The 24,121-nt window shown below is 70.3% G+C and carries 23 protein-coding genes; 13 read left to right on the top strand and 10 right to left on the bottom strand.

All coding sequences use genetic code 11. From position 1 onward, the window contains the following. Nucleotides 1–29: 29 nt before the first annotated feature. The 5 genes from ACIHIX_RS11170 to ACIHIX_RS11190 all read left to right on the top strand — a co-directional run bounded on the left by ACIHIX_RS11170 (nt 30) and on the right by ACIHIX_RS11190 (nt 5,027). Nucleotides 30–1,856 (top strand): acyl-CoA dehydrogenase, encoded by a 1,827-nt coding sequence (locus tag ACIHIX_RS11170; protein ID WP_399953076.1) that lies wholly within the window; start codon nt 30–32, stop codon nt 1,854–1,856. Between the two features lie 99 nt (nt 1,857–1,955). Beyond that, the gene (locus tag ACIHIX_RS11175; protein WP_399953079.1) at nt 1,956–3,251 is read left to right on the top strand and encodes a M18 family aminopeptidase; all 1,296 of its coding nucleotides are present in this window, start codon (nt 1,956–1,958) and stop codon (nt 3,249–3,251) included. Nucleotides 3,252–3,310: 59 nt separating this feature from the next. Further along, on the top strand, nt 3,311–3,538 hold the full coding sequence (locus ACIHIX_RS11180) for a DUF6458 family protein (RefSeq protein WP_329336944.1): 228 nt from the start codon (nt 3,311–3,313) through the stop codon (nt 3,536–3,538). Between the two features lie 175 nt (nt 3,539–3,713). Then, nucleotides 3,714–4,841: a glycosyltransferase gene (locus tag ACIHIX_RS11185; RefSeq protein ID WP_399953082.1), complete on the top strand. Its 1,128-nt coding sequence runs from the start codon at nt 3,714–3,716 to the stop codon at nt 4,839–4,841. A gap of 21 nt (nt 4,842–4,862) precedes the next feature. Further along, nucleotides 4,863–5,027, top strand: coding sequence for a hypothetical protein (locus tag ACIHIX_RS11190; RefSeq protein ID WP_165951232.1), 165 nt, complete (start codon nt 4,863–4,865; stop codon nt 5,025–5,027). A gap of 13 nt (nt 5,028–5,040) precedes the next feature. Here the strand turns inward: ACIHIX_RS11190 and ACIHIX_RS11195 are convergent, their stop codons facing one another. Both ACIHIX_RS11195 and ACIHIX_RS11200 read right to left on the bottom strand, forming a co-directional pair. Beyond that, complete coding sequence (locus ACIHIX_RS11195) at nt 5,041–6,879, bottom strand: thioredoxin-like domain-containing protein (RefSeq protein ID WP_399953084.1); 1,839 nt, start codon at nt 6,877–6,879, stop codon at nt 5,041–5,043. A gap of 29 nt (nt 6,880–6,908) precedes the next feature. After that, the gene (locus ACIHIX_RS11200; RefSeq protein ID WP_399953086.1) at nt 6,909–7,295 is read right to left on the bottom strand and encodes a cupin domain-containing protein; all 387 of its coding nucleotides are present in this window, start codon (nt 7,293–7,295) and stop codon (nt 6,909–6,911) included. A gap of 52 nt (nt 7,296–7,347) precedes the next feature. Here ACIHIX_RS11200 and ACIHIX_RS11205 point away from each other — a divergent pair, with 52 nt between their 5' ends. Next, the gene (locus ACIHIX_RS11205; RefSeq protein WP_399953088.1) at nt 7,348–8,340 is read left to right on the top strand and encodes a helix-turn-helix domain-containing protein; all 993 of its coding nucleotides are present in this window, start codon (nt 7,348–7,350) and stop codon (nt 8,338–8,340) included. Then, a complete protein-coding gene (locus tag ACIHIX_RS11210) occupies nt 8,337–8,834 on the top strand; it encodes an LURP-one-related/scramblase family protein (protein ID WP_399953090.1) in 498 nt (165 codons plus the stop codon). Before ACIHIX_RS11205 ends, ACIHIX_RS11210 begins: the two co-directional genes overlap by 4 nt. Nucleotides 8,835–8,844: 10 nt before the next feature. Here the strand turns inward: ACIHIX_RS11210 and ACIHIX_RS11215 are convergent, their stop codons facing one another. After that, nucleotides 8,845–9,642 (bottom strand): carbon-nitrogen family hydrolase, encoded by a 798-nt coding sequence (locus ACIHIX_RS11215; protein ID WP_399953092.1) that lies wholly within the window; start codon nt 9,640–9,642, stop codon nt 8,845–8,847. A gap of 182 nt (nt 9,643–9,824) precedes the next feature. On the opposite strand from ACIHIX_RS11215, the gene ACIHIX_RS11220 reads away from it, so the two are divergent. Beyond that, nucleotides 9,825–10,649 (top strand): maleylpyruvate isomerase family mycothiol-dependent enzyme, encoded by an 825-nt coding sequence (locus tag ACIHIX_RS11220; RefSeq protein ID WP_399953094.1) that lies wholly within the window; start codon nt 9,825–9,827, stop codon nt 10,647–10,649. A 30-nt stretch (nt 10,650–10,679) separates the two neighbouring features. Here ACIHIX_RS11220 and ACIHIX_RS11225 read toward each other — a convergent pair whose 3' ends face one another. Next, a complete protein-coding gene (locus tag ACIHIX_RS11225; RefSeq protein ID WP_399953096.1) occupies nt 10,680–11,975 on the bottom strand; it encodes a nitrate/nitrite transporter in 1,296 nt (431 codons plus the stop codon). Then, nucleotides 11,972–12,667 (bottom strand): GntR family transcriptional regulator, encoded by a 696-nt coding sequence (locus ACIHIX_RS11230; RefSeq protein WP_399953098.1) that lies wholly within the window; start codon nt 12,665–12,667, stop codon nt 11,972–11,974. The genes ACIHIX_RS11225 and ACIHIX_RS11230 overlap by 4 nt, the downstream gene beginning before the upstream one ends. A gap of 195 nt (nt 12,668–12,862) precedes the next feature. Here ACIHIX_RS11230 and ACIHIX_RS11235 point away from each other — a divergent pair, with 195 nt between their 5' ends. After that, nucleotides 12,863–13,762: a D-alanyl-D-alanine carboxypeptidase family protein gene (locus tag ACIHIX_RS11235; protein WP_399953100.1), complete on the top strand. Its 900-nt coding sequence runs from the start codon at nt 12,863–12,865 to the stop codon at nt 13,760–13,762. Nucleotides 13,763–13,827: 65 nt separating this feature from the next. Here the strand turns inward: ACIHIX_RS11235 and ACIHIX_RS11240 are convergent, their stop codons facing one another. Together ACIHIX_RS11240 and ACIHIX_RS11245 are read right to left on the bottom strand one after the other, a co-directional pair. Continuing rightward, nucleotides 13,828–14,286, bottom strand: a complete 459-nt coding sequence (locus ACIHIX_RS11240) for a GNAT family N-acetyltransferase (RefSeq protein WP_399953102.1) — start codon at nt 14,284–14,286, stop codon at nt 13,828–13,830. 23 nt (nt 14,287–14,309) lie between these two features. Next, nucleotides 14,310–15,923 (bottom strand): protein kinase, encoded by a 1,614-nt coding sequence (locus tag ACIHIX_RS11245; RefSeq protein WP_399953104.1) that lies wholly within the window; start codon nt 15,921–15,923, stop codon nt 14,310–14,312. Nucleotides 15,924–16,259: 336 nt separating this feature from the next. Here ACIHIX_RS11245 and ACIHIX_RS11250 point away from each other — a divergent pair, with 336 nt between their 5' ends. Beyond that, nucleotides 16,260–17,810 carry a protein kinase gene (locus ACIHIX_RS11250; RefSeq protein WP_399953106.1) on the top strand — a complete coding sequence of 517 codons (1,551 nt, stop codon included), beginning with the start codon at nt 16,260–16,262 and terminating at the stop codon, nt 17,808–17,810. Between the two features lie 104 nt (nt 17,811–17,914). Here the strand turns inward: ACIHIX_RS11250 and ACIHIX_RS11255 are convergent, their stop codons facing one another. From ACIHIX_RS11255 to ACIHIX_RS11265, 3 genes are all read right to left on the bottom strand, one after another. Beyond that, entirely contained in the window at nt 17,915–18,958 is a 1,044-nt protein-coding gene (locus tag ACIHIX_RS11255; protein ID WP_399953109.1) for a phosphotransferase, read from the bottom strand. 65 nt (nt 18,959–19,023) lie between these two features. Beyond that, nucleotides 19,024–19,446 carry a pyridoxamine 5'-phosphate oxidase family protein gene (locus tag ACIHIX_RS11260; RefSeq protein ID WP_399953112.1) on the bottom strand — a complete coding sequence of 141 codons (423 nt, stop codon included), beginning with the start codon at nt 19,444–19,446 and terminating at the stop codon, nt 19,024–19,026. A 67-nt stretch (nt 19,447–19,513) separates the two neighbouring features. Next, on the bottom strand, nt 19,514–20,176 hold the full coding sequence (locus tag ACIHIX_RS11265; protein WP_399953115.1) for a response regulator: 663 nt from the start codon (nt 20,174–20,176) through the stop codon (nt 19,514–19,516). Nucleotides 20,177–20,523: 347 nt separating this feature from the next. On the opposite strand from ACIHIX_RS11265, the gene pdhA reads away from it, so the two are divergent. The 3 genes from pdhA to ACIHIX_RS11280 are packed head-to-tail and all read left to right on the top strand — an operon-like array spanning nt 20,524 to nt 24,068. Next, nucleotides 20,524–21,672 (top strand): pyruvate dehydrogenase (acetyl-transferring) E1 component subunit alpha, encoded by a 1,149-nt coding sequence (pdhA, locus tag ACIHIX_RS11270; protein WP_399953118.1) that lies wholly within the window; start codon nt 20,524–20,526, stop codon nt 21,670–21,672. A gap of 1 nt (nt 21,673) precedes the next feature. Next, a complete protein-coding gene (locus ACIHIX_RS11275) occupies nt 21,674–22,663 on the top strand; it encodes an alpha-ketoacid dehydrogenase subunit beta (RefSeq protein ID WP_399953121.1) in 990 nt (329 codons plus the stop codon). A 10-nt stretch (nt 22,664–22,673) separates the two neighbouring features. Then, nucleotides 22,674–24,068 carry a dihydrolipoamide acetyltransferase family protein gene (locus ACIHIX_RS11280; protein ID WP_399953124.1) on the top strand — a complete coding sequence of 465 codons (1,395 nt, stop codon included), beginning with the start codon at nt 22,674–22,676 and terminating at the stop codon, nt 24,066–24,068. Nucleotides 24,069–24,121: the final 53 nt, after the last annotated feature.

Genomic DNA, 24,121 nt, shown 5'->3' on the forward strand with positions numbered 1-24,121 from the left:
CTCGCCCGTCTCTCCAGGGAGCCGTCGCCATGGGGCACTACAAGTCGAATCTCCGCGACATCGAGTTCAACCTCTTCGAGGTACTCGGCCGCGACAAGGTGTACGGCACGGGTCCGTTCGAGGAGATGGACGTCGAGACCGCGAAAAGCATCCTCGACGAGATGACGCGCCTCGCGGAGAACGATCTGGCCGAGTCCTTCACGGACGCCGACCGCAACCCGCCGGTCTTCGACCCTGAGACCAACACCGCGCCGGTCCCCGCGTCCTTCAAGAAGAGCTACAAGGCCTTCATGGACTCCGAGTACTGGCGCCTCGGCCTGCCCGAGGGCATCGGCGGCACGACGGCGCCCTCGTCGCTGATCTGGGGGTTCGCGGAGCTGATCCTCGGCGCCAACCCGGCCGTGTGGATGTACTCCTCCGGCCCGGCGTTCGCCGGCATCCTCTACGACGAGGGCAACGACGTACAGAAGAAGATCGCCCAGATCGCCGTGGAGCGGACCTGGGGCTCGACCATGGTGCTCACCGAGCCGGACGCCGGTTCGGACGTGGGCGCCGGTCGCACCAAGGCCGTGCAGCAGGAGGACGGCTCCTGGCACATCGAGGGCGTCAAGCGCTTCATCACCTCCGGTGAGCACGACATGGAGGAGAACATCCTTCACTACGTGCTCGCGCGTCCCGAGGGCCACGGCCCGGGCACCAAGGGGCTGTCCCTCTTCCTCGTCCCGAAGTACCTCTTCGACTTCGAGACCGGCGAGCTGGGCGAGCGCAACGGCGTCTACGCCACCAACGTCGAGCACAAGATGGGCCTCAAGGCCTCCAACACCTGCGAGATGACCTTCGGCGACCAGCACCCCGCCAAGGGCTGGCTGATCGGCGACAAGCACGACGGCATCCGCCAGATGTTCCGGATCATCGAGTTCGCCCGCATGATGGTCGGCACGAAGGCCATCTCGACGCTGTCGACCGGCTACCTGAACGCCCTCGAGTACGCCAAGGAGCGCGTCCAGGGTTCCGACCTCGCCGCCTTCGGTGACAAGGCCGCGCCCAAGGTCACCATCACGCACCACCCGGACGTCCGCCGCTCGCTGATGACGCAGAAGGCGTACGCGGAGGGCATGCGCGCCCTGGTGCTGTACACCGCGTCGATCCAGGACGCGATCGCCGTCAAGGAGGCCGCGGGCGAGGACGCGAAGGCCGAGCACGCGCTCAACGACCTGCTCCTGCCGATCGTGAAGGGCTACGGCTCCGAGAAGGGCTACGAGCAGCTCGCCCAGTCGCTCCAGACCTTCGGCGGCTCCGGGTTCCTCCAGGAGTACCCGATCGAGCAGTACATCCGGGACGCCAAGATCGACACCCTGTACGAGGGCACGACCGCGATCCAGGGCCAGGACTTCTTCTTCCGGAAGATCGTCCGCAACCAGGGCGCCGCCCTGAACAGCCTCGCCGAGGACATCAAGAAGTTCCTGGCGCTCGGCACCGGCGGCGAGGAGCTCTCCGCCGCCCGTGAGCACCTCGCCAAGGCCGCCGTCGAGCTGGAGGCCATCGTCGGTCTGATGCTGACCGACCTCGCGGCCACCGAGCAGGACGTCAAGAACATCTACAAGGTCGGCCTCAACACGACCCGGCTGCTGCTCGCCTCCGGTGACGTGGTCGTCGGCTATCTGCTCCTCAAGGGCGCCGCGGTCGCGGCCGAGAAGCTGGAGACGGCTTCGGCGAAGGACAAGGCGTTCTACACGGGCAAGATCGCGGCGGCGAAGTTCTTCGCGGCCAACGTCCTGCCGGGTGTCACGGGTGCGCGCAAGCTCGCCCAGGGCGTCGAGCTGGACCTGATGGAACTGGACGAGGCCGCGTTCTAGGACACATCAGCACAGCTCTCCCGAGGGCCCGCTTCCATCGCCGGGAGCGGGCCCTCGTACGTCGTCTAGGTGAACCCCTTCGTCGTTAAGGTGAACCCCATGAGCGAACCCTCCCGCTTCGACCGCGGCCACACCGACGACCTCATGTCCTTCCTGGCGGCCAGTCCCTCGCCGTACCACGCCGTGGCGAACGCCGCCGAGCGGCTGGAGAAGGCCGGGTTCCGGCAGGTCGCCGAGACGGACGCCTGGGACGGGACGAACGGCGGCAAGTACGTGCTGCGCGGTGGCGCGATCGTGGCCTGGTACGTCCCCGAGGGCGCCGAGGCGCACACACCGTTCCGCGTCGTCGGCGCGCACACCGACTCCCCCAACCTGCGGGTCAAGCCGCTGCCCGACGCGGGGGCGCACGGCTGGCGGCAGGTGGCGGTGGAGATCTACGGCGGGCCGCTGCTGAACTCCTGGCTCGACCGTGACCTGGGCCTGGCGGGCCGGCTGACCCTGCGGGACGGTTCGACACGGCTGGTGAACGTGGGCCGGCCGCTGCTGAGGGTCCCTCAGCTCGCCATCCACCTGGACCGCTCGGTGTCGGCGGAGGGTCTCAAGCTCGACAAGCAGCGGCATCTCCAGCCCATCTGGGGGCTCGGCGACGACGTCCGCGAGGGCGATCTGATCGCGTTCCTGGAGGAGGAGGAAGGGCTCGCCGCGGGTGAGGTCACCGGCTGGGACCTGATGGTCCACTCCGTCGAACCGCCCGCCTACCTGGGCCGCGACCAGGAGCTGGTGGCCGGTCCGCGCATGGACAACCTGCTCTCGGTGCACGCCGGGGTGGCCGCGCTGACCGCCGTCTCGGCCGGCTCGGACCTCGGCTGCATCCCCGTACTCGCCGCCTTCGACCACGAGGAGAACGGCTCGCAGTCCGACACCGGCGCGGACGGGCCGCTGCTCGGCAGTGTGCTGGAGCGTTCGGTGTTCGCGCGCGGAGGGTCGTACGAGGACCGGGCGAGAGCGTTCGCGGGCACCGTCTGTCTGTCCTCCGACACGGGCCACGCGGTCCACCCCAACTACGCCGAGCGCCACGACCCGACGCACCACCCGCGCGTCAACGGCGGCCCGATCCTCAAGGTCAACGTCAACAACCGGTACGCCACCGACGGTTCGGGACGTGCGGTGTTCGCCGCCGCCTGCGAGCGGGCCGACGTGCCCTTCCAGTCCTTCGTCTCCAACAACTCCATGCCGTGCGGCACCACCATCGGCCCGATCACCGCGGCCCGGCACGGCATCAAGACGGTCGACATCGGGGTGGCCATCCTGTCGATGCACAGCGCCCGCGAGCTGTGCGGCGCGGACGACCCGCATCTGTTGGCCAACGCACTGGTGGCGTTTCTGGAGGGATAGTTTCCGCACGCCTGGTTACCCGCCCCTGACGGAAACTTCATGCAGGGGAGGCGACACTCATGGGCCTCGGCGGATGCATCATCCTCATCGCCGCGGGAGCCATCCTCACGTTCGCGACCGACTGGGACATGCAGGGGGTCAACCTCGATCTGGTCGGGATCATCCTGATGATCGTCGGACTGATCGGGGTCAGCACCTTCAGCAGCATCGCGCGGCGCAGGCGGGTCGTGGTGCCGCCCACCACGCCGGTCATCGACGAGGAGGGGCGTCAGCGCAGGGACTTCTGACAGCTCGTCACCAATTGGACTCACAGGAAATATCCAGACAACCGTGAGCAGTCCGTTACACCGGACTGCTTGTCGGCTTGTATGGGTTTCGTGAAGACTTGTGAGGACTTGGAGGCCCGGGGGGTGAGTGGTACCGGGCCTCTTCCTCGCAAGACTTCGCACCAGGGGGCCCGCCGTGCTCGACCTCGCGGCGCCCAGCGGTCGCCACGCGGCCCGCCGCGCCCACGCGGCCCCCGAGGAGCCGGCGCCCCGTCCCCGGCTCGCCGTCCTGATCCCGGCGCACAACGAGGCCGACCGCATCGGCGCCGCCATCGACGGCCTGCGCGACCAGACCCGGCGGCCCGACCTCGTGGTCGTGGTCTGCGACAACTGCACCGACGACACCGCCGAGATCGCCGTCGCGCACGGCGCCCAGGTGTTCCACACCCAGGGCAACACCCACAAGAAGGCCGGCGCCCTCAACCAGGCCATCGCCTGGATGCTGCCCCACCTCGACGACCGCGACCTGCTGCTGGTCCAGGACGCCGACACCGTCCTCGACCCCTCCTTCGCCCACACCGCCCTCGCCACCTTCAACCGCAAGGTCGGCGCCGTCGGCGGGGTCTTCTACGGCGAGGAGGGCGGCGGACTCCTCGGGCTGCTCCAGCGCATGGAGTTCCACCGCTACGCCTGGGAACTGGAGCGCACCGGCGGCAAGGCCCAGGTCCTCACCGGCACCGGCACCATGTTCCGCGCCCGGGTGCTGCGCGAGGTGCGGGCGGCCCGCCGCGCGGGGGTGATCGGCGGCGGCAGCGGCTACTACAGCCTCGCCTCGCTCACCGAGGACGACGAGATGACCAAGGCGGTCAAGACCCTCGGCTACCGGGCCATGTCCCCGGCCGGCTGCGCGGTCACCACCGAAGTCATGCCGACGCTGGGCAAGCTCTGGCACCAGCGGCTGCGCTGGCAGCGCGGCGCCCTGGAGAACCTGCGCGACTACGGCTGGACCAAGGTCACCGCCCGCTACTTCGCCCAGCAGTTCCTGATGGGCTTCGGCGCGCTGTCGTTCCTGGTCTACCTCGTCTACATGACCACGTTCACCACGCTGTACGGCTGGCCGGGCTTCTCCCCGTTCTGGACGGGGATCGGTCTGATCTTCGTCGTCGAGAAGACGGTCTCCGTACGGCGGGCCGGCCCGAAGGCCGTCCTGCTCGCGGCGCTGATGGTCCCGGAGATGCTCTACGACCTCTTCCAGCACGCCGTCTACTTCACCTCGCTGTGGGGGATGTTGCGCCGCAGCGAGGAGAAGTGGGTCGCCACATGATCCCCAACTAGGAGAAGCACGATGTACGGACGAGTGATCGGCGCGGGCACCACCGGTGCCGGAGGCGCCACCCTGGCCGCGACCGGCCTGTGGATGAACAGCATGGCCCTGGTCGTCACGGCCACCACCCTGGCGGCCGCGGGCGTGGCCCTCTACAAGCTGGCCCCGCGCCCGCGTCGCCGATAGTGGCCTTATCGGCCTACTGGTCGCTCCGGTCGGGGTCCATCCCGGCCAGCACCAGGGGCAGCCGGTCCGCCCCGCCCTCGACGAGGCGGACCGGGACTCCCCAGTCCTGCTGGTGGACATGGCAGGCGGGGTACTCGATCTCCGGGTCGTCGTCGCAGGACGCCGCCATCGCGGAGACGTGCAGCACGCCCTCCCCGACGGCCGGATCGAGGCGCAGGACGCGGGAGAGATCGGTGCCCGCGCCCTCTCCCTCTCCGTCGAGCAGCAGCTCGGGCGGGGTCGACGAGACCAGCAGCCGGGTCGAGGGGCCGTAGCGGGTGTCGAGCTTCTGCCCGGCCGGTGCCTGGAAGACGACGTCCAACCGGAGCTCACCGGGGGCGACTTCGGTGGCCGCGCGCTGGGTGCGATGGGCGACGGAGGCCACCTTCACGGCCTCCTCCGGCAGCCGCAGCCGGGTCAGCCGGTGCCGGGCGGACTCCACGACCACGATGTCGTCGCCGACGAGCACGGCGTCGCTCGGTTCGCGCAGATCGGTGGCGAGGGTGGTGACCTCGCCGGTCGCCGGGTCGAAGCGGCGCAGGGCGTGGTTGTAGGTGTCGCTGACGGCGACCGAGCCGTCGGGGAGGGCGGTAACGCCCAGCGGGTGCTGGAGCAGCGCCTGTTCCGCGGTGCCGTCGCGGTGGCCGAAGTCGAAGAGCCCGGTTCCCACGGCGGTGTGGACGGTGCCGTCGAGGTCGACCCAGCGCAGGGCGGACGTCTCGGAGTCGGCGAGCCAGAGCCGGTCCGGGGTGGCGGCGAGCCCGGAGGGCTGGGCGAACCAGGCCTCGGCAGCGGGGCCGTCGACGAGACCCTCGTTGGTGGTACCGGCGGCGACGGCGACGGTCCCCTCCTGGGGGTCGTACGTCCACAGCTGGTGGACGCCGGCCATGGCGATCCACACCTCGCCGTTCCAGTGGGCGAGGTCCCAGGGCGAGGAGAGGTTCACCTCGCGGGCCGGGCCCGCGGTGGCGTCGCCCTGCATCCACTGCTTCCCGGTGCCGGCGAGCGTGGTCGTCCGACCCGACTCCGGGTCGTAGCGGCGCACGGCGTGGTTCACGGTGTCGGCGACCACCACGGACCCGTCCGGCAGCAGCGCCAGTCCCTGCGGCTCGCTGAAGGCGGCCACGTCGGCGGAACCGTCCTCGAAGCCGCGCCGCCCGGACCCGATCCGGCGCACGACGCTCTCGCCGTCCGCCGCCAGCTCGACGAGCTGATGCCGGGTGGTGTCGCTGACCAGGAAGTGACCCGAGGGCAGCAGCAACGCCTTCCCGGGGAAGCGCAGCACGGTCGGCTCGGGTTCCGGCGCCACGTACGGCCCGTCCCCGCGCCGCAGCGTGCCCTTCGCCTCGTGCTCCGCCTCCAGCTCGGTCACCAGCCGCTCGATGGCGTGCACATGCCCCTCACCGGCGTGCTGCGCGACGACATAGCCCTCCGGGTCGATCACGACCAGCGTCGGCCAGGCCCGCACCGCGTACTGCTTCCAGGTCGCGAGCTCCGGATCGTCCAGCACCGGATGCTCCACCCCGTACCGCTCCACGGCGTCCACCACCGCCGCGTGCTCGGCCTCGTGCACGAACTTCGGCGAGTGCACCCCGATGACGACGACGGTGTCGCGGTGCTGGTGCTCCAGGGCGCGGAGTTCGTCGAGGACATGGAGGCAGTTGATGCAGCAGAACGTCCAGAAATCGAGAATGACGATGCGTCCCCGCAGGTCGGCGAGGCTGTACTGCTTCTCGCCGGTGTTCAGCCAGCCCCCCTTGCCGATCAGCTCGGGGGCGCGGACACGGACGCGGCGGGGTGCGGAGTCACTCATGGATCAAGGGTGCCACCCGGCACCGACAGTCACCTCAGCGCATGCCCCGTCGTCGCGTCCACGTGGTCCGGTACGTCGTCGTGGCGGTCGCCGACCGTGAGGGTGCCGGTGGGTTCGAACAGGAGGATGGCGGTCGGGGTGGGGGCGTAGGGCTTGTGCTCGGTGCCGCGGGGGACGGTGAAGACCGAGCCCTTCGGCAGGGTCACCGTGCGCTCCCCCGTCGACTCCCGCAGGGAGATGTGCAGTTCGCCCTCCAGGACCAGGAAGAACTCGTCCGTGTGGTCGTGGACGTGCCAGACGTGGTCGCCCTCGACCTTGGCGATACGGACGTCGTAGTCGTTGACGGCCGTGATGATGCGGGGGCTCCACTGCTCGGTGAAGGAGGCGAGTGCGGCGGAGAGCGCGATGGGTTCCATGAGGTCATCGTGCGGGGTACCGCCGACGGTTCACGAGTGCTAGGAATCGCGTATGCCGCAAGGATCCTCTCAGCGCCCGCATCGGGTGGTCCTCGTCGTCGACGAGAACTCCAACCCGTTCGAGATGAGCTGCGCCATCGAGATCTTCGGTCTGCGCCGGCCCGAACTGGGGCGGACGCTCTACGACTTCGCCCTGTGCGCCGCCGGACCGCGCACCCGGATGCGGGACGGCTTCTTCACTCTCACCGAGGTCGCCGGGCTGGAGGCGGCCGAGGAGGCGGACACCCTGATCGTGCCGAACCGGCCCGACACCGACACCCCTCGCTCACCCCGGGTGCTGGACGCCGTACGCCGGGCACACGCGCGTGGCGCCCGGCTGCTCGGCTTCTGCTCGGGTGCGTTCACGATGGCGGAGGCCGGACTGCTGGACGGGCGCAGGGCGGCCTGCCACTGGATGTGGGCGGAGTCGTTCCGGACCCGGTTCCCCCAGGTGCGGCTTGAGCCGGACGTGCTCTTCGTGGACGACGGCGACATCCTCACGGCGTCGGGCAGCGCCTCCGCGCTCGACCTGGGCCTGCATGTCGTACGGCGTGACCATGGCGCCGAGATCGCCAACGCGGTGTCGCGCCGGCTGGTCTTCGCCGCCCACCGCGACGGCGGGCAACGCCAGTTCGTGGAGCGCCCGGTGCCGGAGGTGCCGGACGAGTCCCTCGGCCCGCTGCTGGCCTGGGCGCAGGAGCGGTTGGGCGAGCCGCTGACCGTGGCCCACCTCGCGGCCCGCGCGGCCGTCTCGCCCGCCACCCTGCACCGCCGCTTCCGGGCCCAGCTGGGGACGACGCCACTCGCCTGGCTGACCGGGGAACGGGTGGCGCTGGCCTGCCGACTGATCGAGCGCGGCGAGGAACGGCTCGACGTGGTGGCCGCGCGGAGCGGACTCGGCACGGCCGCGAACCTTCGCGCGCGCGTGCGGCGCGAGACCGGCCTCAGCCCGTCGGCCTACCGGCGGCGTTTCGGACCGGCTGCCGGGGAAGCGGTCATGGCATGAGATTCCTCGTACGCGACCGGCTGCTCGGCTTCGGTGACGACTACTGGATCGAGGACGACCAGGGCAACAAGGTCTTCCTCGTCGACGGCAAGGCCATGCGGCTGCGCGACACCTTCGAGCTGAAGGACACGCGCGGGCGCGTCCTCATCGACATCCGGCAGAAGATGTTCGCTCTGCGCGACACCATGCTCATCGAGCGGGACGGCGAGCCGCTGGCCACCATCAAGCGCAAGCGTCTGTCCCTGCTCCGCAACCACTACCGCGTAGCCCTCGCCGACGGCAGCACCGAACTCGACGTGAGCGGCAAGATCCTCGACCGGGAGTTCGCCGTCGAGTACGACGGTGAGCTCCTCGCCGTCGTCTCGCGCCGCTGGCTGCACGTCCGGGAGACGTACGGCGTGGACGTCGTACGCGAGGACGCGGACCCGGCGCTGCTGATCGCGGTGGCGGTGTGCGTGATCCACCTGGCGGAGAAGGAACGCGGGGAGGACTGACGGCCGTCGGCTACGGCCTGCGCGGGGGCTCCAGGCCCAGCACGCGGTCCTTGAGCGCGGGGAACTGCTCGCGCGTCGCCGCGACCTTCCCGGGGTCGAACTCGACCGTGAGGATCTCCTCGCCGGCCCCCGCCTGGGCCAGCACCTCGCCCCAGGGGTCGACCACGATCGAGTGACCGGCCTGCGGAACTCCCGCGTGGGTCCCGGCCGTTCCACACGCGAGCACGAACGCCTGGTTCTCCACCGCCCGCGCCTGAGCCAGCAGCGTCCAGTGCGCCCGGCGGCGCTCCGGCCAGCCCGCGGGGAGGACCAGGGTCTCGGCGCCTGCGTCGACGAGGCCGCGGAAGAGTTCGGGGAAGCGGAGGTCGTAACAGGTGCCCAGACCGAGGGTGGTCCCGGGCAGACGGACCGTCACCAGCTCCTGGCCCGCGCCCATCAGCACGGCCTCGCCCTTGTCGAAGCCGAAGCGATGGATCTTGCGGTAGGCGGCGATCAGATCACCGGAGGGGGAGAAGACGAGCGAGGTGTTGTAGAGCGCCCCGTCCTCGGCGCGCTCGGGGATCGAGCCCGCGTGCAGCCACACGCCCGCGTCGCTCGCGGCCTTCGCCATCGCCTCGTGCGTCGGCCCGTCCACCGGCTCGGCCTCGCTGCCGAACCCCTCGTAGGCGAACGCCCCCGTGGTCCACAGCTCGGGGAGGACGACGAGATCGGCGCCCGCCTGCTCCCGTACCAGCGAGGCCACTCGCAGCCGACGTGACTCGACCGATTCGTCCTCGTTCACGTCGATCTGGATCAGAGAGGCGCGCACACTACCACCGTCCTGGCATTCGAGCCGTCCACACGGGCCTACGATCGTCACACGAAAGCACTGCCGGGGTGCCTCACAGCAGCGTAACTTAGCGTTTCGAGACACCCGCCGAGTGCAGCCACCTCCCGCTGGCAACGCCGCCACCACCTGCCCGTGTACCGACCGCCGAGGGGTCCCGTTCCGTGAGTCTGCATCCCACCCTCCAGCCCTACGCCGACGCCTGGACCCACTCCATCGAAGCGATATCCGAGCTGGTGACCCCGCTCGTGGAAGGAGAGTGGAACCGGCGTACACCGTGCCCGGGCTGGTCGGTCCGTGACGTGGTCTCCCATGTCATCGGTCTGGACTGCGAGATGCTCGGCGACCCGCGCCCGATCCACACGCTCCCGCGCGACCTGTACCACGTGACGAACGAACAGCAGCGGTACACGGAGATGCAGGTCGACGTCCGCCGTCATCACACGGCGCCGGAGATGACGTCCGAGCTGGAGTACGTGATCATCCGCCGCAACCGCCAGCTGCGCAACGAGTCGCGCGACCCGGGCGCGAAGGTGCGCGGCCCCTACGGCAGCGAACTGACGCTCGAGGAGTCCATGCGCCGGCACGCCTTCGACGTCTGGGTCCACGAGCAGGACCTGCGCGCCGCACTCGGCCGCCCGGGCAGTCTGGACTCGCCCGGCGCGCACATCGCGCGGGACTACCTGCTGGCCGAACTCCCCGCCGTGGTCGCGGAGAAGGCCGACGCCCCGCGCAGTTCGGCCGTCGTCTTCGACGTCCACGGCCCCATCGAGTTCCTGCGCACGATCCGCGTCGACATCCAGGGCCGCGGCACCCTCGAAACGGCCCCCGCCCTCGGCCCCGCCGCCACCCTCACCCTCGACTGGGAGACCTACGTCCGCCTGGCCTGCGGCCGGGTGACCCCGGACGCGGTGGCGGACCGGGTGAAGGCGGAGGGCGAACCCCAGCTGACGGCGGCGATTCTGAGCAACTTCACGGTGACGCCGTAGGTAGGGATCTGGGGGCGAGAGCCCCCAGCTCTACGCCGGTACGTGGACCGTCTCCACCCGGCTGGCGACCAGCCGCTCCCGCTCCCTGCGAATCGCCCGCTTCCGCAGCCGCAGGATCTGACTGACCCCCACCGCCTGCAACACGAACACCACGGAGAACGCGATCCGGTAGTTGTCCCCGGTCGCGTCCAGCAGCACGCCCACCGCGAACAGCGTCGTCATCGAGGCGACGAACCCGCCCATGTTGGTGATCCCGGACGCCGTCCCCTGCCGCTCCGGCGGATTCGCCGGGCGGGCGAAGTCGAAGCCCAGCATCGAGGCCGGCCCACAGGCTCCGAGCACCGCGCACAGCACCACCAGCAGCCACATCGGCGCGTGCGCGCCGGGGTACGCCAGCGTCACGGCCCACACCAGCGCCGTCGCGCCCACGGTCCCGAGCGCCAGCGGCAGCCGCGCCTCGTGGTGCCGGGCGACGACCTGGCCGTAGACGAGCCCGACGAGCATGTTGGACAGCACGACCAGGGTCAGCAGCTCGCCCGCGGTCGCCCGGGACAGCCCCTGTGCCTCGACCAGGAACGGCAGGCCCCACAGCAGCAGGAACACCATCGCCGGGAACTGGGTCGTGAAGTGCACCCACAGCCCGAGCCGTGTCCCCGGCTCCCGCCAGGACGCGGCGATCTGGCGTCGTACGTAGGTCGCGCCCTGGTGGGGAAGCGGCTCGGGCTCGTAGCCCTCGGGGTGGTCCTTGAGGAAGAGGAGCAGCAGCACCAGCACCACCACGCCCGCGAGCGCGCTGCCCGCGAAGGCGGCCGTCCAGCCGACGCCGTGCAGCAGCCTGGCCAGCACGAGGGTGGAGACGAGGTTGCCGGCCATGCCCGCGAGCCCGGCGAGCTGGGCGACCATCGGGCCGCGCCGGGCGGGGAACCAGCGGGTGCCGAGCCGCAGCACGCTGATGAACGTCATCGCGTCACCGCAGCCGAGCAGCGCGCGCGAGGCGAGGGCCATGCCGTACGAGGGGGAGAAGGCGAAGCCGAGCTGTCCCGCCGTGAACAGCACGACCCCGATGGTGAGCACCTTCTTGGTGCCGAGCCGGTCGACGAGCAGGCCGACGGGTATCTGCATGCCCGCGTAGACCAGCAGCTGGAGGATGGAGAAGGTGGACAGCGCGGAGGCGTTCACCTGGAAGCGGTCGGCGGCGTCGAGGCCGGCCACTCCCAGCGAGGTACGGAAGATGACGGCGACGAAGTAGACGGAGACGCCGATGCCCCAGACGGCCATCGCACGCCGGCCGCCGGGAGGATCAGCGGGCAGGGCCGGGGACCTCATCGGACCTCACCCCGCGCGAGGTGCGAGAACCACTCCACGTGCCCGTGGATCAGTCCGACGACCGCCTCCGCGTCGCCGGAGCGCAGCGCGTCGAGGATCTGCTCGTGCTCGGCGAGGGTCTTGGTGATGCGGTCGGGGTGGGCGTGCATGACCGCGACACCCATCCTCAGCTGCCGGTCGCGGAGCTGGTCGTAGAGCCTGGAGAGGATCTCGTTGCCGCCGCTGCGGACGATCTCGGCGTGGAAGCAGCGGTCGGTGACGGCGGCGCCGGCGAGATCCCCGGCGGCGGCCTGCTCCTTCTGCCGCGCGAGCAGCTCCTCCAGTCGGGCGATGAGCTGCGGGGACGCCGGTACGGCCTTCCGCGCGGCGTGCTCCTCGACCAGCTGGCGGGTCTCGACCACGTCCGCGATCTCCTGCGCGGAGACCGGCAGGACCAGCGCGCCCTTCTTGGGGTAGAGCTTGATCAGCCCTTCCACCTGAAGCCGCAGCAGCGCCTCCCGCACCGGGGTCCGCGACACCCCCACGGCCTCGGCGAGCTCGCCCTCGGTGAGGAGGGTGCCGCCCTCGTAGCGGCGCTCCAGGACGCCCTGTTTGACGTGGTCGTAGACACGGTCGGCGGCGGGCGGCTGCTTGGCGGGGGTGGGGGTGACGGCGTCGGTGGGGACGGGGGCGGCGGGTGGGGCGGAAGGCATGCGCACAGCATAGATACAACACGTACGCATAAGAGATCCGTTCCACCATGCGGACCGCATGCGGGCTCCAACATTTACCCCAGCCGCCGCACAACCTTCTGTGCTACTTACGTGTCACACACATGCGGCCCCTCCGTCTTTCCCCTCCAACTCGGCCGCATCACAGGCGAATTCGACGTATTCGGGGTATTTCAGTTGACAACCGCTACCAAGGGCCTCCGTGTCCGCAGAGCCGCAGCCGTCGCCCTCACGACCGGCGCGATGCTCGCCACCGGAGCCCTCACCGCGGCGCCGGCGCAGGCTGTGACCACGCCCACCATCACCGCCAAGGGCGGGTACCTGATGAACAGCGCCACGGGCAAGACGCTCTTCACCAAGGCCGCCGACACCAAGCGGCTCACCGCGTCCACGACCAAGGTCATGACGGCGAAGGTCGTGCTGTCGCAGTCGAACCTGAACCTGGACTCCAAGGTCACGATCAAGAAGGCGTACAGCGACTACATCGTCGCCAACGGCGCCTCGTCCGCGGGTCTGATCGTCGGTGACAAGGTCACCGTCCGTCAGCTCCTCTACGGGATGATGCTGAAGTCCGGCTGTGACGCCGCGATGGCGCTGGCCGACAAGTACGGTTCCGGCACCACGGTCGCCGCCCGCACCAAGAGCTTCATCGGCAAGATGAACACCATGGCCAAGAGCCTGGGCATGACCAACACGCACTTCGACTCGTTCGACGGCATCAGCAAGGGCTCCAACTACTCGACGCCGCGCGACCTGACGAAGGTCGGACGCAGCGCGATGAAGAGCTCCACCTTCAAGACCGTCGTCAAGACCAAGTCGTACACGGCCAAGACGATCACGAAGACCGGTTCCACCCGCACCATGGCGGCGTGGAAGAACACCAACACCCTGCTCGGCTGGAACGGCACGCTCGGTGTGAAGACCGGCTCCGGCACCGAGGCCAAGTACTGCCTCGTCTTCGCCGCCACGCTCAACGGCGAGTCGGTGATCGGCGCGGTCCTCACCGCGTCCTCCGAGGCCAACCGCACGGCGGACGTGAAGAAGCTGATCAACTACGGCTACGCGAAGATCAGCTGACGCGTGGACGTGGAGTGAGCGGGGGGCCTGCGGCGGCGGGCCCCTTTCTCATGTCCCGGGGTCGCTCAGCCGGCCGGCCAGAAGAACCGCCGCTTGTCCTTGGACGTGGCGCCGATCCGCCCGTAGAACCGGATCGCCCCGTCGTTCCACACCGGCGTCTGCCACTGCACATGCCCGAGCCCGAGCCGCCGCGCCTCCCCGCGCACGGCGTCCATCAGCAACTCCCCGACACCGAGCCCCCGATGCCCGTCCCGCAGGAACAGACAGTCCATGTGGAGGTACTCGACCCCGTCCCAGGTGGACACCTCGGCGGAACAGGTGGCGTACCCGACGACGGGCCCGCCCTCCCCCAACTCGGCGACCAGCCCGATCAGTCGGGGCTCCGGCTCCCCGAACAACAAGGGCCCCAGCCGCTCGGCCAGCCCCTCGCCGGGCGGGTCGGCCTTCTCGTAGACGGCATGCTCGGCGATGAGGGCGACAAGCTCCGGAAGATCCCCGACACGCGCCCGCCTGACGTTGGTCATCGGACCATGATGCCTGGTCGCGGTCAGGCCGGGTTGCCCGTGGAGATGTCGAACTGGATGTCCACGTCCTTCGGGTAGACGTCCGTGCCGGCCTTGGGCGACTGCCGGATCACGATGCCCTCGCCCCAGGTGTTCTCGTCCACGGCGTTCTTGTCGTAGTGCCAGCCGACGGACTTCAGGCAGGAGAGGACCGAGTCCCAGTTCTTGTAGGTGAAGTCCGGCACCTGGATCTTGTCCGGGTCGTCGTACGACTCCTGCGGGTCGGTGCACTCGGTCTTCTCGATCGTCCGGTTCGCGTCACCCTTGCGGTACCCCGTCGGATGCGAGGAAGCAGAAGTGCTCGCGCCGTCGCTGCCCTTGGCGTCGTCGTCCGAGCCGCCGTTCATCAGCAGGGCCGCGATGAGGCCGCCGACCGCGATGACGGAGACGATGATCGAGCCGAGGATCACCGGCTTGTTGTTCTTGCCGCCGGAGGAAGCCGCCGGGGCCTGCTGGGGCGTGATGTTGTACGGCGGCGGGGTGCTCGGCGCGTAGGCGTTGGGGGTCGGGGTCTGGTAGCCGGCCTGCTGCGGGTAGCCGTAGGCGGGCGCCGGGGTCGGGGTGCCGTACGGGTTCGGGGTGGGGGCCGGCTGGTACGGCGTCTGGACGTTGTTCGTGGCCGGCGGGGGCGTCTGGCCGACCGGCGGGAAGACCGCCGAGCCGACACCCGCGCCGCTCGCGGTCTGGGCGCCCGGGACGATGCTCGGCGGGGCCGCCTGGAAGGAGGCCGCGACCCGCAGGCACTCGTCACGCATGGCCTCGGCGCTCGGGAAGCGCTCGTTCGGGTTCTTCTTCAGGGCGCGCGCGATCAGGGCGTCCACGGAGGGCGGGAGCGCTCTGTTGATCGAGGAGGGGGCGACCGGCTCCTCCTGCACATGCGCGTACGCGATCGCCAGCGGCGAGTCCGCCTCGAACGGGAGGCGTCCGGTGACCAGTTGGAAGAGCATGATGCCGACCGAGTAGAGGTCGGAGCGGGCGTCCACCCCGCGGCCCAGGGCCTGCTCGGGCGACAAGTACTGGGGCGTACCCACCACCATGCCGGTCTGCGTCATCGACGTGACACCCGACTGCATGGCGCGCGCGATGCCGAAGTCCATGACCTTGACCACGCCGCGCTTGGTCATCATCACGTTGCCCGGCTTGATGTCGCGGTGGACCAGGCCCATCTCGTGGCTGATCTCCAGCGCCGCCAGCACATCCGCGGTGATCTTCAGCGCCTTGTCGGCGGGCATCGCGCCGAACTGCCGTACGTCCTCGTCGAGCACCGAGCCCAGCGGGCGGCCCTCGACGTACTCCATGACGATGTAGGGCATCGTCGTGCCGTCGAGGCTGTCCTCGCCGGTGTCGAAGACGGAGACGATGTTGGTGTGCGTGAGCTTGGCCACGGCCTGGGCCTCGCGGCGGAAACGCTCGCGGAAGGCCTGTTCCCGGCCCAGCTCGGTGTGCAGGGTCTTGATCGCGACGGGACGGTCGAGCATGGTGTCGTGCGCCAGGTGCACCGAGGCCATGCCGCCTTCGCCGAGCAAGTCACGCAGCTGATAGCGGTTGTTGGCGAGTGCCCGCCCCGCGTACCGGCCGTGCGCGCCGTCCTGGCTCATGTTCTGCGTCCCCCATCGGCCTTCAGGCGCCGGCCCGACTGTCGTTGATCGAATGGCTCATTCCCGGCCAAGTCTGCCCCACGGCACTGACAGGTCAAGCCGGGTGCCCGTTCCGTGACCGTACGCGAAAGAAGCGTCGCGGAAGCGTTACAGGTGCCGTACGGCCGGTACACAGAATTTGCACGACAGCGCGTGCTACCGCTTTTATGACCGGTCCGTCTCGGACCGGCCCCCGGGGTCTTCCCGGACCGGAGGCTTGCGCGGAGGCTGTAGCGTGGCCGACGGAGACCGTAACAACACCGCGCGCACCGCGGGCAGAAACGACGGCGAGGACTGATGGCACAGCAGCAGCGCGCTCAGGGCCCGTCCGACCCCGAGGCGACTGGCGGCGGGATGTCGGATGCGCCGGAGCTGTGGGGTAACGGCGGACTGGTGGGGGACGGCCGCTATCGGCTGACCCGCAGACTCGGCCGGGGCGGCATGGCCGAGGTGTTCGCGGCCGAGGACGTACGCCTTGGCCGCACCGTCGCGGTCAAGCTGCTGCGCGCCGACCTCGCCGAGGACCCCGTCTCCAAGGCCCGCTTCACGCGCGAGGCCCAGTCGGTGGCCGGTCTCAACCACCACGCGATCGTCGCCGTGTACGACTCGGGCGAGGACTACGTGAACGGCCAGGCCGTTCCGTACATCGTCATGGAGATCGTGGAAGGCCGCACGATCCGGGACCTGTTGATCAACGCCGAGGCGCCCGGGCCCGAGCAGGCCCTGATCATCGTCTCCGGTGTCCTGGAGGCGCTCGCCTACTCGCACCAGCACGGCATCGTGCACCGCGACATCAAGCCGGCCAACGTGATCATCACGCACAACGGCGCGGTGAAGGTCATGGACTTCGGCATCGCCCGCGCGCTGCACGGCGCGCAGTCGACGATGACGCAGACCGGCATGGTCATGGGCACGCCCCAGTACCTGTCGCCGGAGCAGGCCCTCGGCAAGGCCGTCGACCACCGTTCCGACCTGTACGCCACGGGCTGCCTGCTCTACGAACTCCTCGCGCTGCGGCCCCCGTTCACGGGTGAGACCCCGCTGTCGGTGGTCTACCAGCACGTCCAGGACATCCCGACCCCGCCGTCCGAGGCCTCCGACGCCTCGCCGCCGGAGCTCGACGGCCTGGTCATGCGCTCGCTCGCCAAGGAGCCGGACGACCGGTTCCAGACGGCCGAGGAGATGCGCGGTCTCGTCCAGTACGGGCTTCAGATGCTGTACGAGCAGGGCGGCCACACCGGCACCTGGAACACCGGCCCGGTCGCGATGCACGAGGGCCGGCACACCCCGGCCGCGGGCTTCGCGAACACCACGGTCATGGGGCACCCCGACCCTGCCTCCGGTACGACGCAGATCCCGCAGCAGATCCTGCCCCAGGGCTACGGCGGCGGGGACGACGGCGGCTTCGAGGGGCACGGCAACCGGGGCAGCGGCCGCGGCAAGCTGTGGATCCTCGCGGTGTTCGCGGTGATCGCCATCGCGGCGGGCGTCGCGCTGGCCCTGAACGGCGGCAGCGACAAGGGCGGGGGCGGCACCACGCAGTCGCCGACCACCTCGCAGACCAAGGACGACGAGACGGCCAGCGAGTCGCCGAGCGACGAGCCGACGGACGAGGCCACCGAGGAGCAGACGGACGACGGCACGAGCAACGGCGGCTCCTCCTGGACCCCGTCGTCGACGCCGTCGTACACACCGTCGGTGACGCCTTCGGAGACGGCGACGGAGCCGACGGACGAGCCGACGACCGAGGAGCCGACGGACGAGCCGACGGACACCGCCGAGCCCACCGACACGGCGGAGCCGACGGACACCAGCGGCGGCGACACGGGCAACCCCGACGGCACTTGAAGGCCAGGCCTGCCGACCGGCGGCCTCTGACCCGACCTCCACGCGCGCGTACGGACCAAAGACGGTCCGCACGCGCGCGTGCTGTTTCCCGAGCCTGCGGGCCCTCACCCCGCGAACGCGTCGCACACCGCCTCGTACTCCCGTGTCCACCACACGGCCAGCGCCGACGACGCCGGGAACTGCGGGTCCGCGCGGGTGTCGCCGCGCTCGTAGTGCCAGCGCAGCATCCAGAAGTCGTTGAGCCGCTCCCACCACACCCGGTGCACGGCCGCCACCAGCTCCGAGGGCGCGGCCCCGGCCGCGCGCCGGTACGCGTGCGCGTACGCCCGTACCTTCGGCAGGTCGAGCGCTCCCGCGGGCCGTACGAAGAAGATCGCGGCGGCGCGTACGACCTCCTCCGCGCGGGGCTGCACGCCGAGCCGGTCCCAGTCGACGATCGCGGCGGGCGCGTCCCCCTTGTAGAGCAGGTTGAACGGGTGGAAGTCGCCGTGCACCCAGCCCGTGGCGGCCCCGCGCGGCGGCCTGCGGTGGGCGTGCCGCTCCAGGAGGGCCCGCCGTTCCAGGAGGCGGTGGCGGGCCAGCTCGTCGAAGGAGTCGGCGGGGCGGTGGCGGCGTACGCGGGTGAGCAGGTCGTCGATGACGGCGAAGGTGTCGGTGGGGTCCGCACTGCGCACGGGGTGGGGGCTCGTGGCCGGACGGGTGCGCGCCTTGGGTGGCATGACGCGCTCCAGGGCGGCGTGCACGGCCCCCAGCAGGGCGCCCAGGCGTGCGCACTGCTCCGGGGTGAGCTGGCCGCCGTGACGGTGGCGGCCCTCGACCCAGGGGTGCAGGGCGTAGGCGTGGCCGCCGACGACGGCGACCGTACGGCCGTCTCGGCCGGCCAGCGGAGGGGCGACGGGGACGCCGAGGTCGGCCAGGCGCTGGGTGGCGCGGTGCCGGCGTTCGATGGCGGCGGGGTCGGCGGTGTCGGGGTCGAAGTGGTGCTTGAGGAAGTAGCGGCCGCGGGTGGTGCGGAGCCGGTAGCCGCGGTTCAGCAGCCCTTGTTCGACGGGTTCGCAGGTGACGGCGGAGCCGGCGGCGTAACGGCTCAACAGGGCGCTCAGCGGGGGCGCGTGGGAAACGGGGGGTGGTACACAAGGGCGCGGCACGCGCCAGATGCTAGGGCACCGAACGAGGCTGTGAGCTGGGCGTTGTCACAGACAGTCGCTTTCGATCACGGCATGTGCGCGAAGTGACTTTCCAGGGCGCCGTCGGTGGAGTGCACGGTCCCGAACTGTGGCTCGACGCGCAGATAGACGGGCTCGTACGGCTCGCCGTCGACGACACGGGGCGCCGGGCCGAACCGTTCGAGTTCGGCGGGTGTCGGCTCGTGCGCGCTGCACTCCCCGACGATCTGCGCCGACCACAGCCCCTCCCCGGGCCGGGCCGTGCTCAGGTTGTCCGCTCCGTAGGCGACGACGTGCCCGGTGCACGCCCGGTGGTAGCCGCAGCTCCTGGGCAGCCGCAGCAGCACCCGGCCGTCGGCCACGAGGTGGCGGGCGAAGGCGAGGAAGGGCAGGGCGCGCATGCTGGTGGCCACCCGGCCGTAGTCGGTACGGGCGAGCAGGTCGACGGCGCGCTGTTCGTCGGAGGGCATACGACCACTGTCGGCCGCGGACGCCTCCCGGGACAGGGGTCTTTGGTCCCTGATGCCGCCGCGGGCCTCAGCGCCGCTCCCGCTCCACCTGCATCCGCGCCACGTACGCCGCCGCCTGCGAACGCCGCTCCATGCCGAGTTTGGACAGCAGACCGGACACATAGTTCTTGATCGTCTTCTCGGCGAGGTGCAGCCGTTCGCCGATCACGCGGTTGGTGAGGCCCTCGCCGATCAGATCGAGGATCCTGCGCTCCTGCTCGGTGAGGTGCGCGAGCCGGTCGTCGCTCCTGGCGCCGCCGTCCCGCAGTCGCTCCAGCACGCGCGCGGTGGCCACCGGGTCGAGCAGGGACCTGCCGGCCGCGACGTCCCGCACGGCGGAGAGCAGCTCGTTGCCCCGGATGGCCTTGAGGACGTATCCGGCGGCGCCCGCCATGATCGCGTCGAAGAGCGCCTCGTCGTCGGCGAACGACGTCAGCATCAGGCACTTGACGTCCTCGTCGCGCGAGCGGATCTCCCGGCAGACCTCCACCCCGCTGCCGTCCGGCAGGCGCACGTCCAGGACGGCGACATCGGGCCGGGTGGCCGGGATCCGCACCAGCGCGTCGGCCGCCGTACCGGCCTCGCCGACCACCTCGATGTCGTCCTCGACGGAGAGCAGCTCATGGACGCCCCGGCGGACCACTTCATGGTCGTCGAGCAGAAATACGGTGATTTTTCCGTCTTCGCGCACGCGGCAAGTCAAACACAGAAAGTCTTCCGGTGACCTGGGTCGCCGGGATAACGTGCCGTTGCTCCGGCCTCCTGCAAGGCTGTGACCAGCAGCTGTTCCCGAATTCCGCGACCTAGTAGGAAATCCAAGCATCGACTTACTTGGAAATCCAAGCAAAATCGCAGGTCAGAAGGGGTTTCACAGAAATGTGCAGCACTGGGTAACGTGCCTTTTGCAGGGCGCTCGCCGGGGCACCTTGTCACGCCTGATCCCGACCGGTCCGCACCCACCCCGTGCGTCCGCAGGGCCTCAGGTGAGCCGCACTGGCACCCGGCGAACCCGGATGCCGGACCGACGGAGGAGCACACGTGACCGTGGAGAGCACTGCCGCGCGCAAACCGCGACGCAGCGCCGGGACCAGGAAGTCCCCGAGCACCGAGCCCGAACTGGTTCAGCTGCTGACGCCCGAGGGCAAGCGCGTCAAGAACGCCGCGTACGACAAGTACGTCGCCGGTATCACCCCCGAAGAGCTCCGTGGTCTGTACCGCGACATGGTGCTCACCCGCCGTTTCGACGCCGAGGCCACCTCCCTTCAGCGCCAGGGCGAGCTGGGCCTGTGGGCCTCGCTGCTCGGCCAGGAGGCCGCCCAGATCGGCTCCGGGCGGGCCACCCGCGAGGACGACTACGTCTTCCCGACCTACCGCGAGCACGGCGTCGCCTGGTGCCGCGGCGTCCCGCCGGAGAACCTGCTGGGCATGTTCCGCGGCGTGAACAACGGCGGCTGGGACCCCAACAGCAACAACTTCCAGCTCTACACGATCGTCATCGGCTCCCAGACCCTGCACGCCACGGGCTACGCGATGGGCATCACCAAGGACGGCGCCGACAGCGCGGTCATCGCGTACTTCGGTGACGGCGCCTCCAGCCAGGGCGATGTCGCCGAGTCCTTCACCTTCTCCGCGGTCTACAACGCCCCCGTGGTGTTCTTCTGCCAGAACAACCAGTGGGCGATCTCCGAGCCCACCGAGAAGCAGACCCGCGTCCCGCTCTACCAGCGCGCGCAGGGCTTCGGCTTCCCGGGCGTCCGGGTCGACGGCAACGACGTGCTGGCCTGCCTCGCGGTGACGAAGTGGGCGCTGGAGCGCGCCCGCAGCGGCGAGGGCCCCACCCTGGTCGAGGCGTTCACCTACCGGATGGGCGCCCACACCACCTCCGACGACCCGACCCGCTACCGCGGTGACGAGGAGCGCCAGGCCTGGGAGGCCAAGGACCCGATCCTGCGCCTGCGCCGGTACCTGGAGGCCTCAAACCACGCGGACGAGGGCTTTTTCGCGGAACTGGAGGCCGAGAGCGAGGCGTTGGGCAAACGAGTGCGCGAAGCGGTGCGTGCCATGCCGGACCCGGACCGCTTCGCCCTCTTCGAGCACGCGTATGCGGACGGACACGCGCTGGTCGACGAGGAACGAGCCCAGTTCGCCGCCTACCAGGCGTCGTTCGCCGACGGAGAGGGGGCCTGACATGGCGACCGAGACTTCCCCGAAGATGCCGCTGGCCAAGGCGATCAACGAATCGCTGCGCCGCGCCCTGGAGGCCGACCCCAAGGTCCTGGTCATGGGCGAGGACGTCGGCAAGCTCGGCGGCGTCTTCCGCGTGACGGACGGCCTCCAGAAGGACTTCGGCGAGAGCCGCGTCATCGACACCCCGCTCGCCGAGTCGGGCATCGTCGGCACCGCGATCGGCCTCGCACTGCGCGGCTACCGCCCGGTGGTGGAGATCCAGTTCGACGGCTTCGTCTTCCCGGCCTACGACCAGATCGTCACCCAGCTCGCGAAGATGCACGCCCGCTCGCTGGGCAAGGTCAAGCTCCCCGTCGTCATCCGCATCCCCTACGGCGGCGGTATCGGCGCGGTCGAGCACCACTCGGAGTCGCCGGAGGCGCTCTTCGCGCACGTGGCGGGCCTGAAGATCGTCACGCCCTCCAACTCCTCCGACGCGTACTGGATGATGCAGCAGGCCATCCAGAGCGACGACCCGGTGATCTTCTTCGAGCCCAAGCGGCGCTACTGGGACAAGGGCGAGGTCAACACCGAGGCCATCCCGGGCCCGCTGCACAAGGCCAAGGTGGTCCGCGAGGGCACCGACCTGACCCTGGTGGCCTACGGCCCGATGGTGAAGACCTGCCTGGAGGTCGCGGACGCCGCGGCCGAGGAGGGCCGCAACCTGGAGGTCCTGGACCTGCGCTCGGTGTCCCCGCTGGACTTCGACGCGATCCAGGCCTCGGTGGAGAAGACCCGCCGTCTGGTCGTGGTCCACGAGGCGCCGGTGTTCTTCGGCTCGGGCGCCGAGATCGCCGCCCGCATCACGGAGCGCTGCTTCTACCACCTGGAGGCCCCGGTGCTCCGGGTCGGCGGCTACCACGCCCCCTACCCGCCGGCCCGCATCGAGGAGGAGTACCTGCCGGGCCTGGACCGGGTACTCGATGCCGTCGACCGTGCCCTGGCGTACTGAGGAGAGGGTCGTGACGACGATGACTGAAGCGTCCGTACGCGAGTTCAAGATGCCCGACGTGGGCGAGGGACTCACCGAGGCCGAGATCCTCAAGTGGTACGTCCAGCCCGGTGACACGGTCACCGACGGCCAGGTGGTGTGCGAGGTCGAGACCGCCAAGGCGGCCGTCGAGCTGCCCATCCCCTACGACGGTGTCGTCCGGGAACTCCACTTCCCCGAGGGCACCACGGTCGACGTGGGCACGTCGATCATCGCGGTGGACGTGTCGGGCGGGGCGGCCGCCCCGGCCCCTGAGGCGGCCCCCGTGACCTCTGCGGCTCCCGAGCCCGAGAAGAAGCCCGAGGGACGCCAGCCCGTCCTGGTCGGCTACGGCGTCGCCGCGTCCTCGACCAAGCGCCGCCCCCGCAAGGGGCCCCAGATCCCGGTCCAGGAGGCTTCGGCGGCGATCCAGAGCGAGCTGAACGGCCACGGGGGCGCGGTGGCCACCCCGGCCGCCCCGGTGGTTCAGGAGCGTCCGCTGGCGAAGCCGCCGGTGCGCAAGCTGGCCAAGGACCTCGGCGTCGACCTGGCGACGGTCGTCCCGTCCGGCCCGGACGGCATCATCACGCGCGAGGACGTCCACGCGGCGGCGGCCCCGGCCCCGGAGGCCGTAGCGGCACCGGCGCCTGTCCAGGCTCCCGCGCCCGTGCCGACGTACGACACCGCGCGCGAGACGCGTGTCCCGGTCAAGGGCGTGCGCAAGGCGACCGCGGCGGCGATGGTCGGCTCGGCGTTCACAGCCCCGCATGTCACGGAGTTCGTGACCGTCGACGTGACCCGGACGATGAAGCTGGTCGAGGAGCTCAAGCAGGACAAGGAGATGGCGGGGCTGCGGGTCAACCCGCTCCTCCTCATCGCCAAGGCCCTGCTGGTCGCGATCAAGCGCAACCCCGACGTCAACGCCTCCTGGGACGAGGCCAACCAGGAGATCGTGCTCAAGCACTATGTGAACCTGGGCATCGCCGCGGCCACCCCGCGCGGCCTGATCGTCCCGAACATCAAGGACGCCCACACCAAGACGCTGCCGCAACTGGCTCAATCGCTCGGTGAGTTGGTGTCGACGGCTCGGGACGGGAAGACCTCCCCGGCCGCGATGCAGGGCGGCACGGTGACGATCACCAACGTCGGCGTCTTCGGCGTCGACACCGGTACGCCCATCCTCAACCCCGGCGAGTCCGCGATCCTCGCGGTCGGCGCGATCAAGCTCCAGCCGTGGGTCCACAAGGGCAAGGTGAAGCCGCGTCAGGTCACCACGCTGGCGCTCAGCTTCGACCACCGCCTGGTGGACGGGGAACTCGGCTCCAAGGTGCTGGCGGACGTGGCCGCGATCCTGGAGCAGCCCAAGCGGCTGATCACCTGGGCGTGAGACATGAGTGAAGGGGGCCGGCGTCCACGGACACCGGCCCCCTTCTCGCTGAC

Source organism: Streptomyces sp. NPDC051913 (genome assembly GCF_044593635.1).
In the GTDB taxonomy this organism is placed as follows: domain Bacteria; phylum Actinomycetota; class Actinomycetes; order Streptomycetales; family Streptomycetaceae; genus Streptomyces.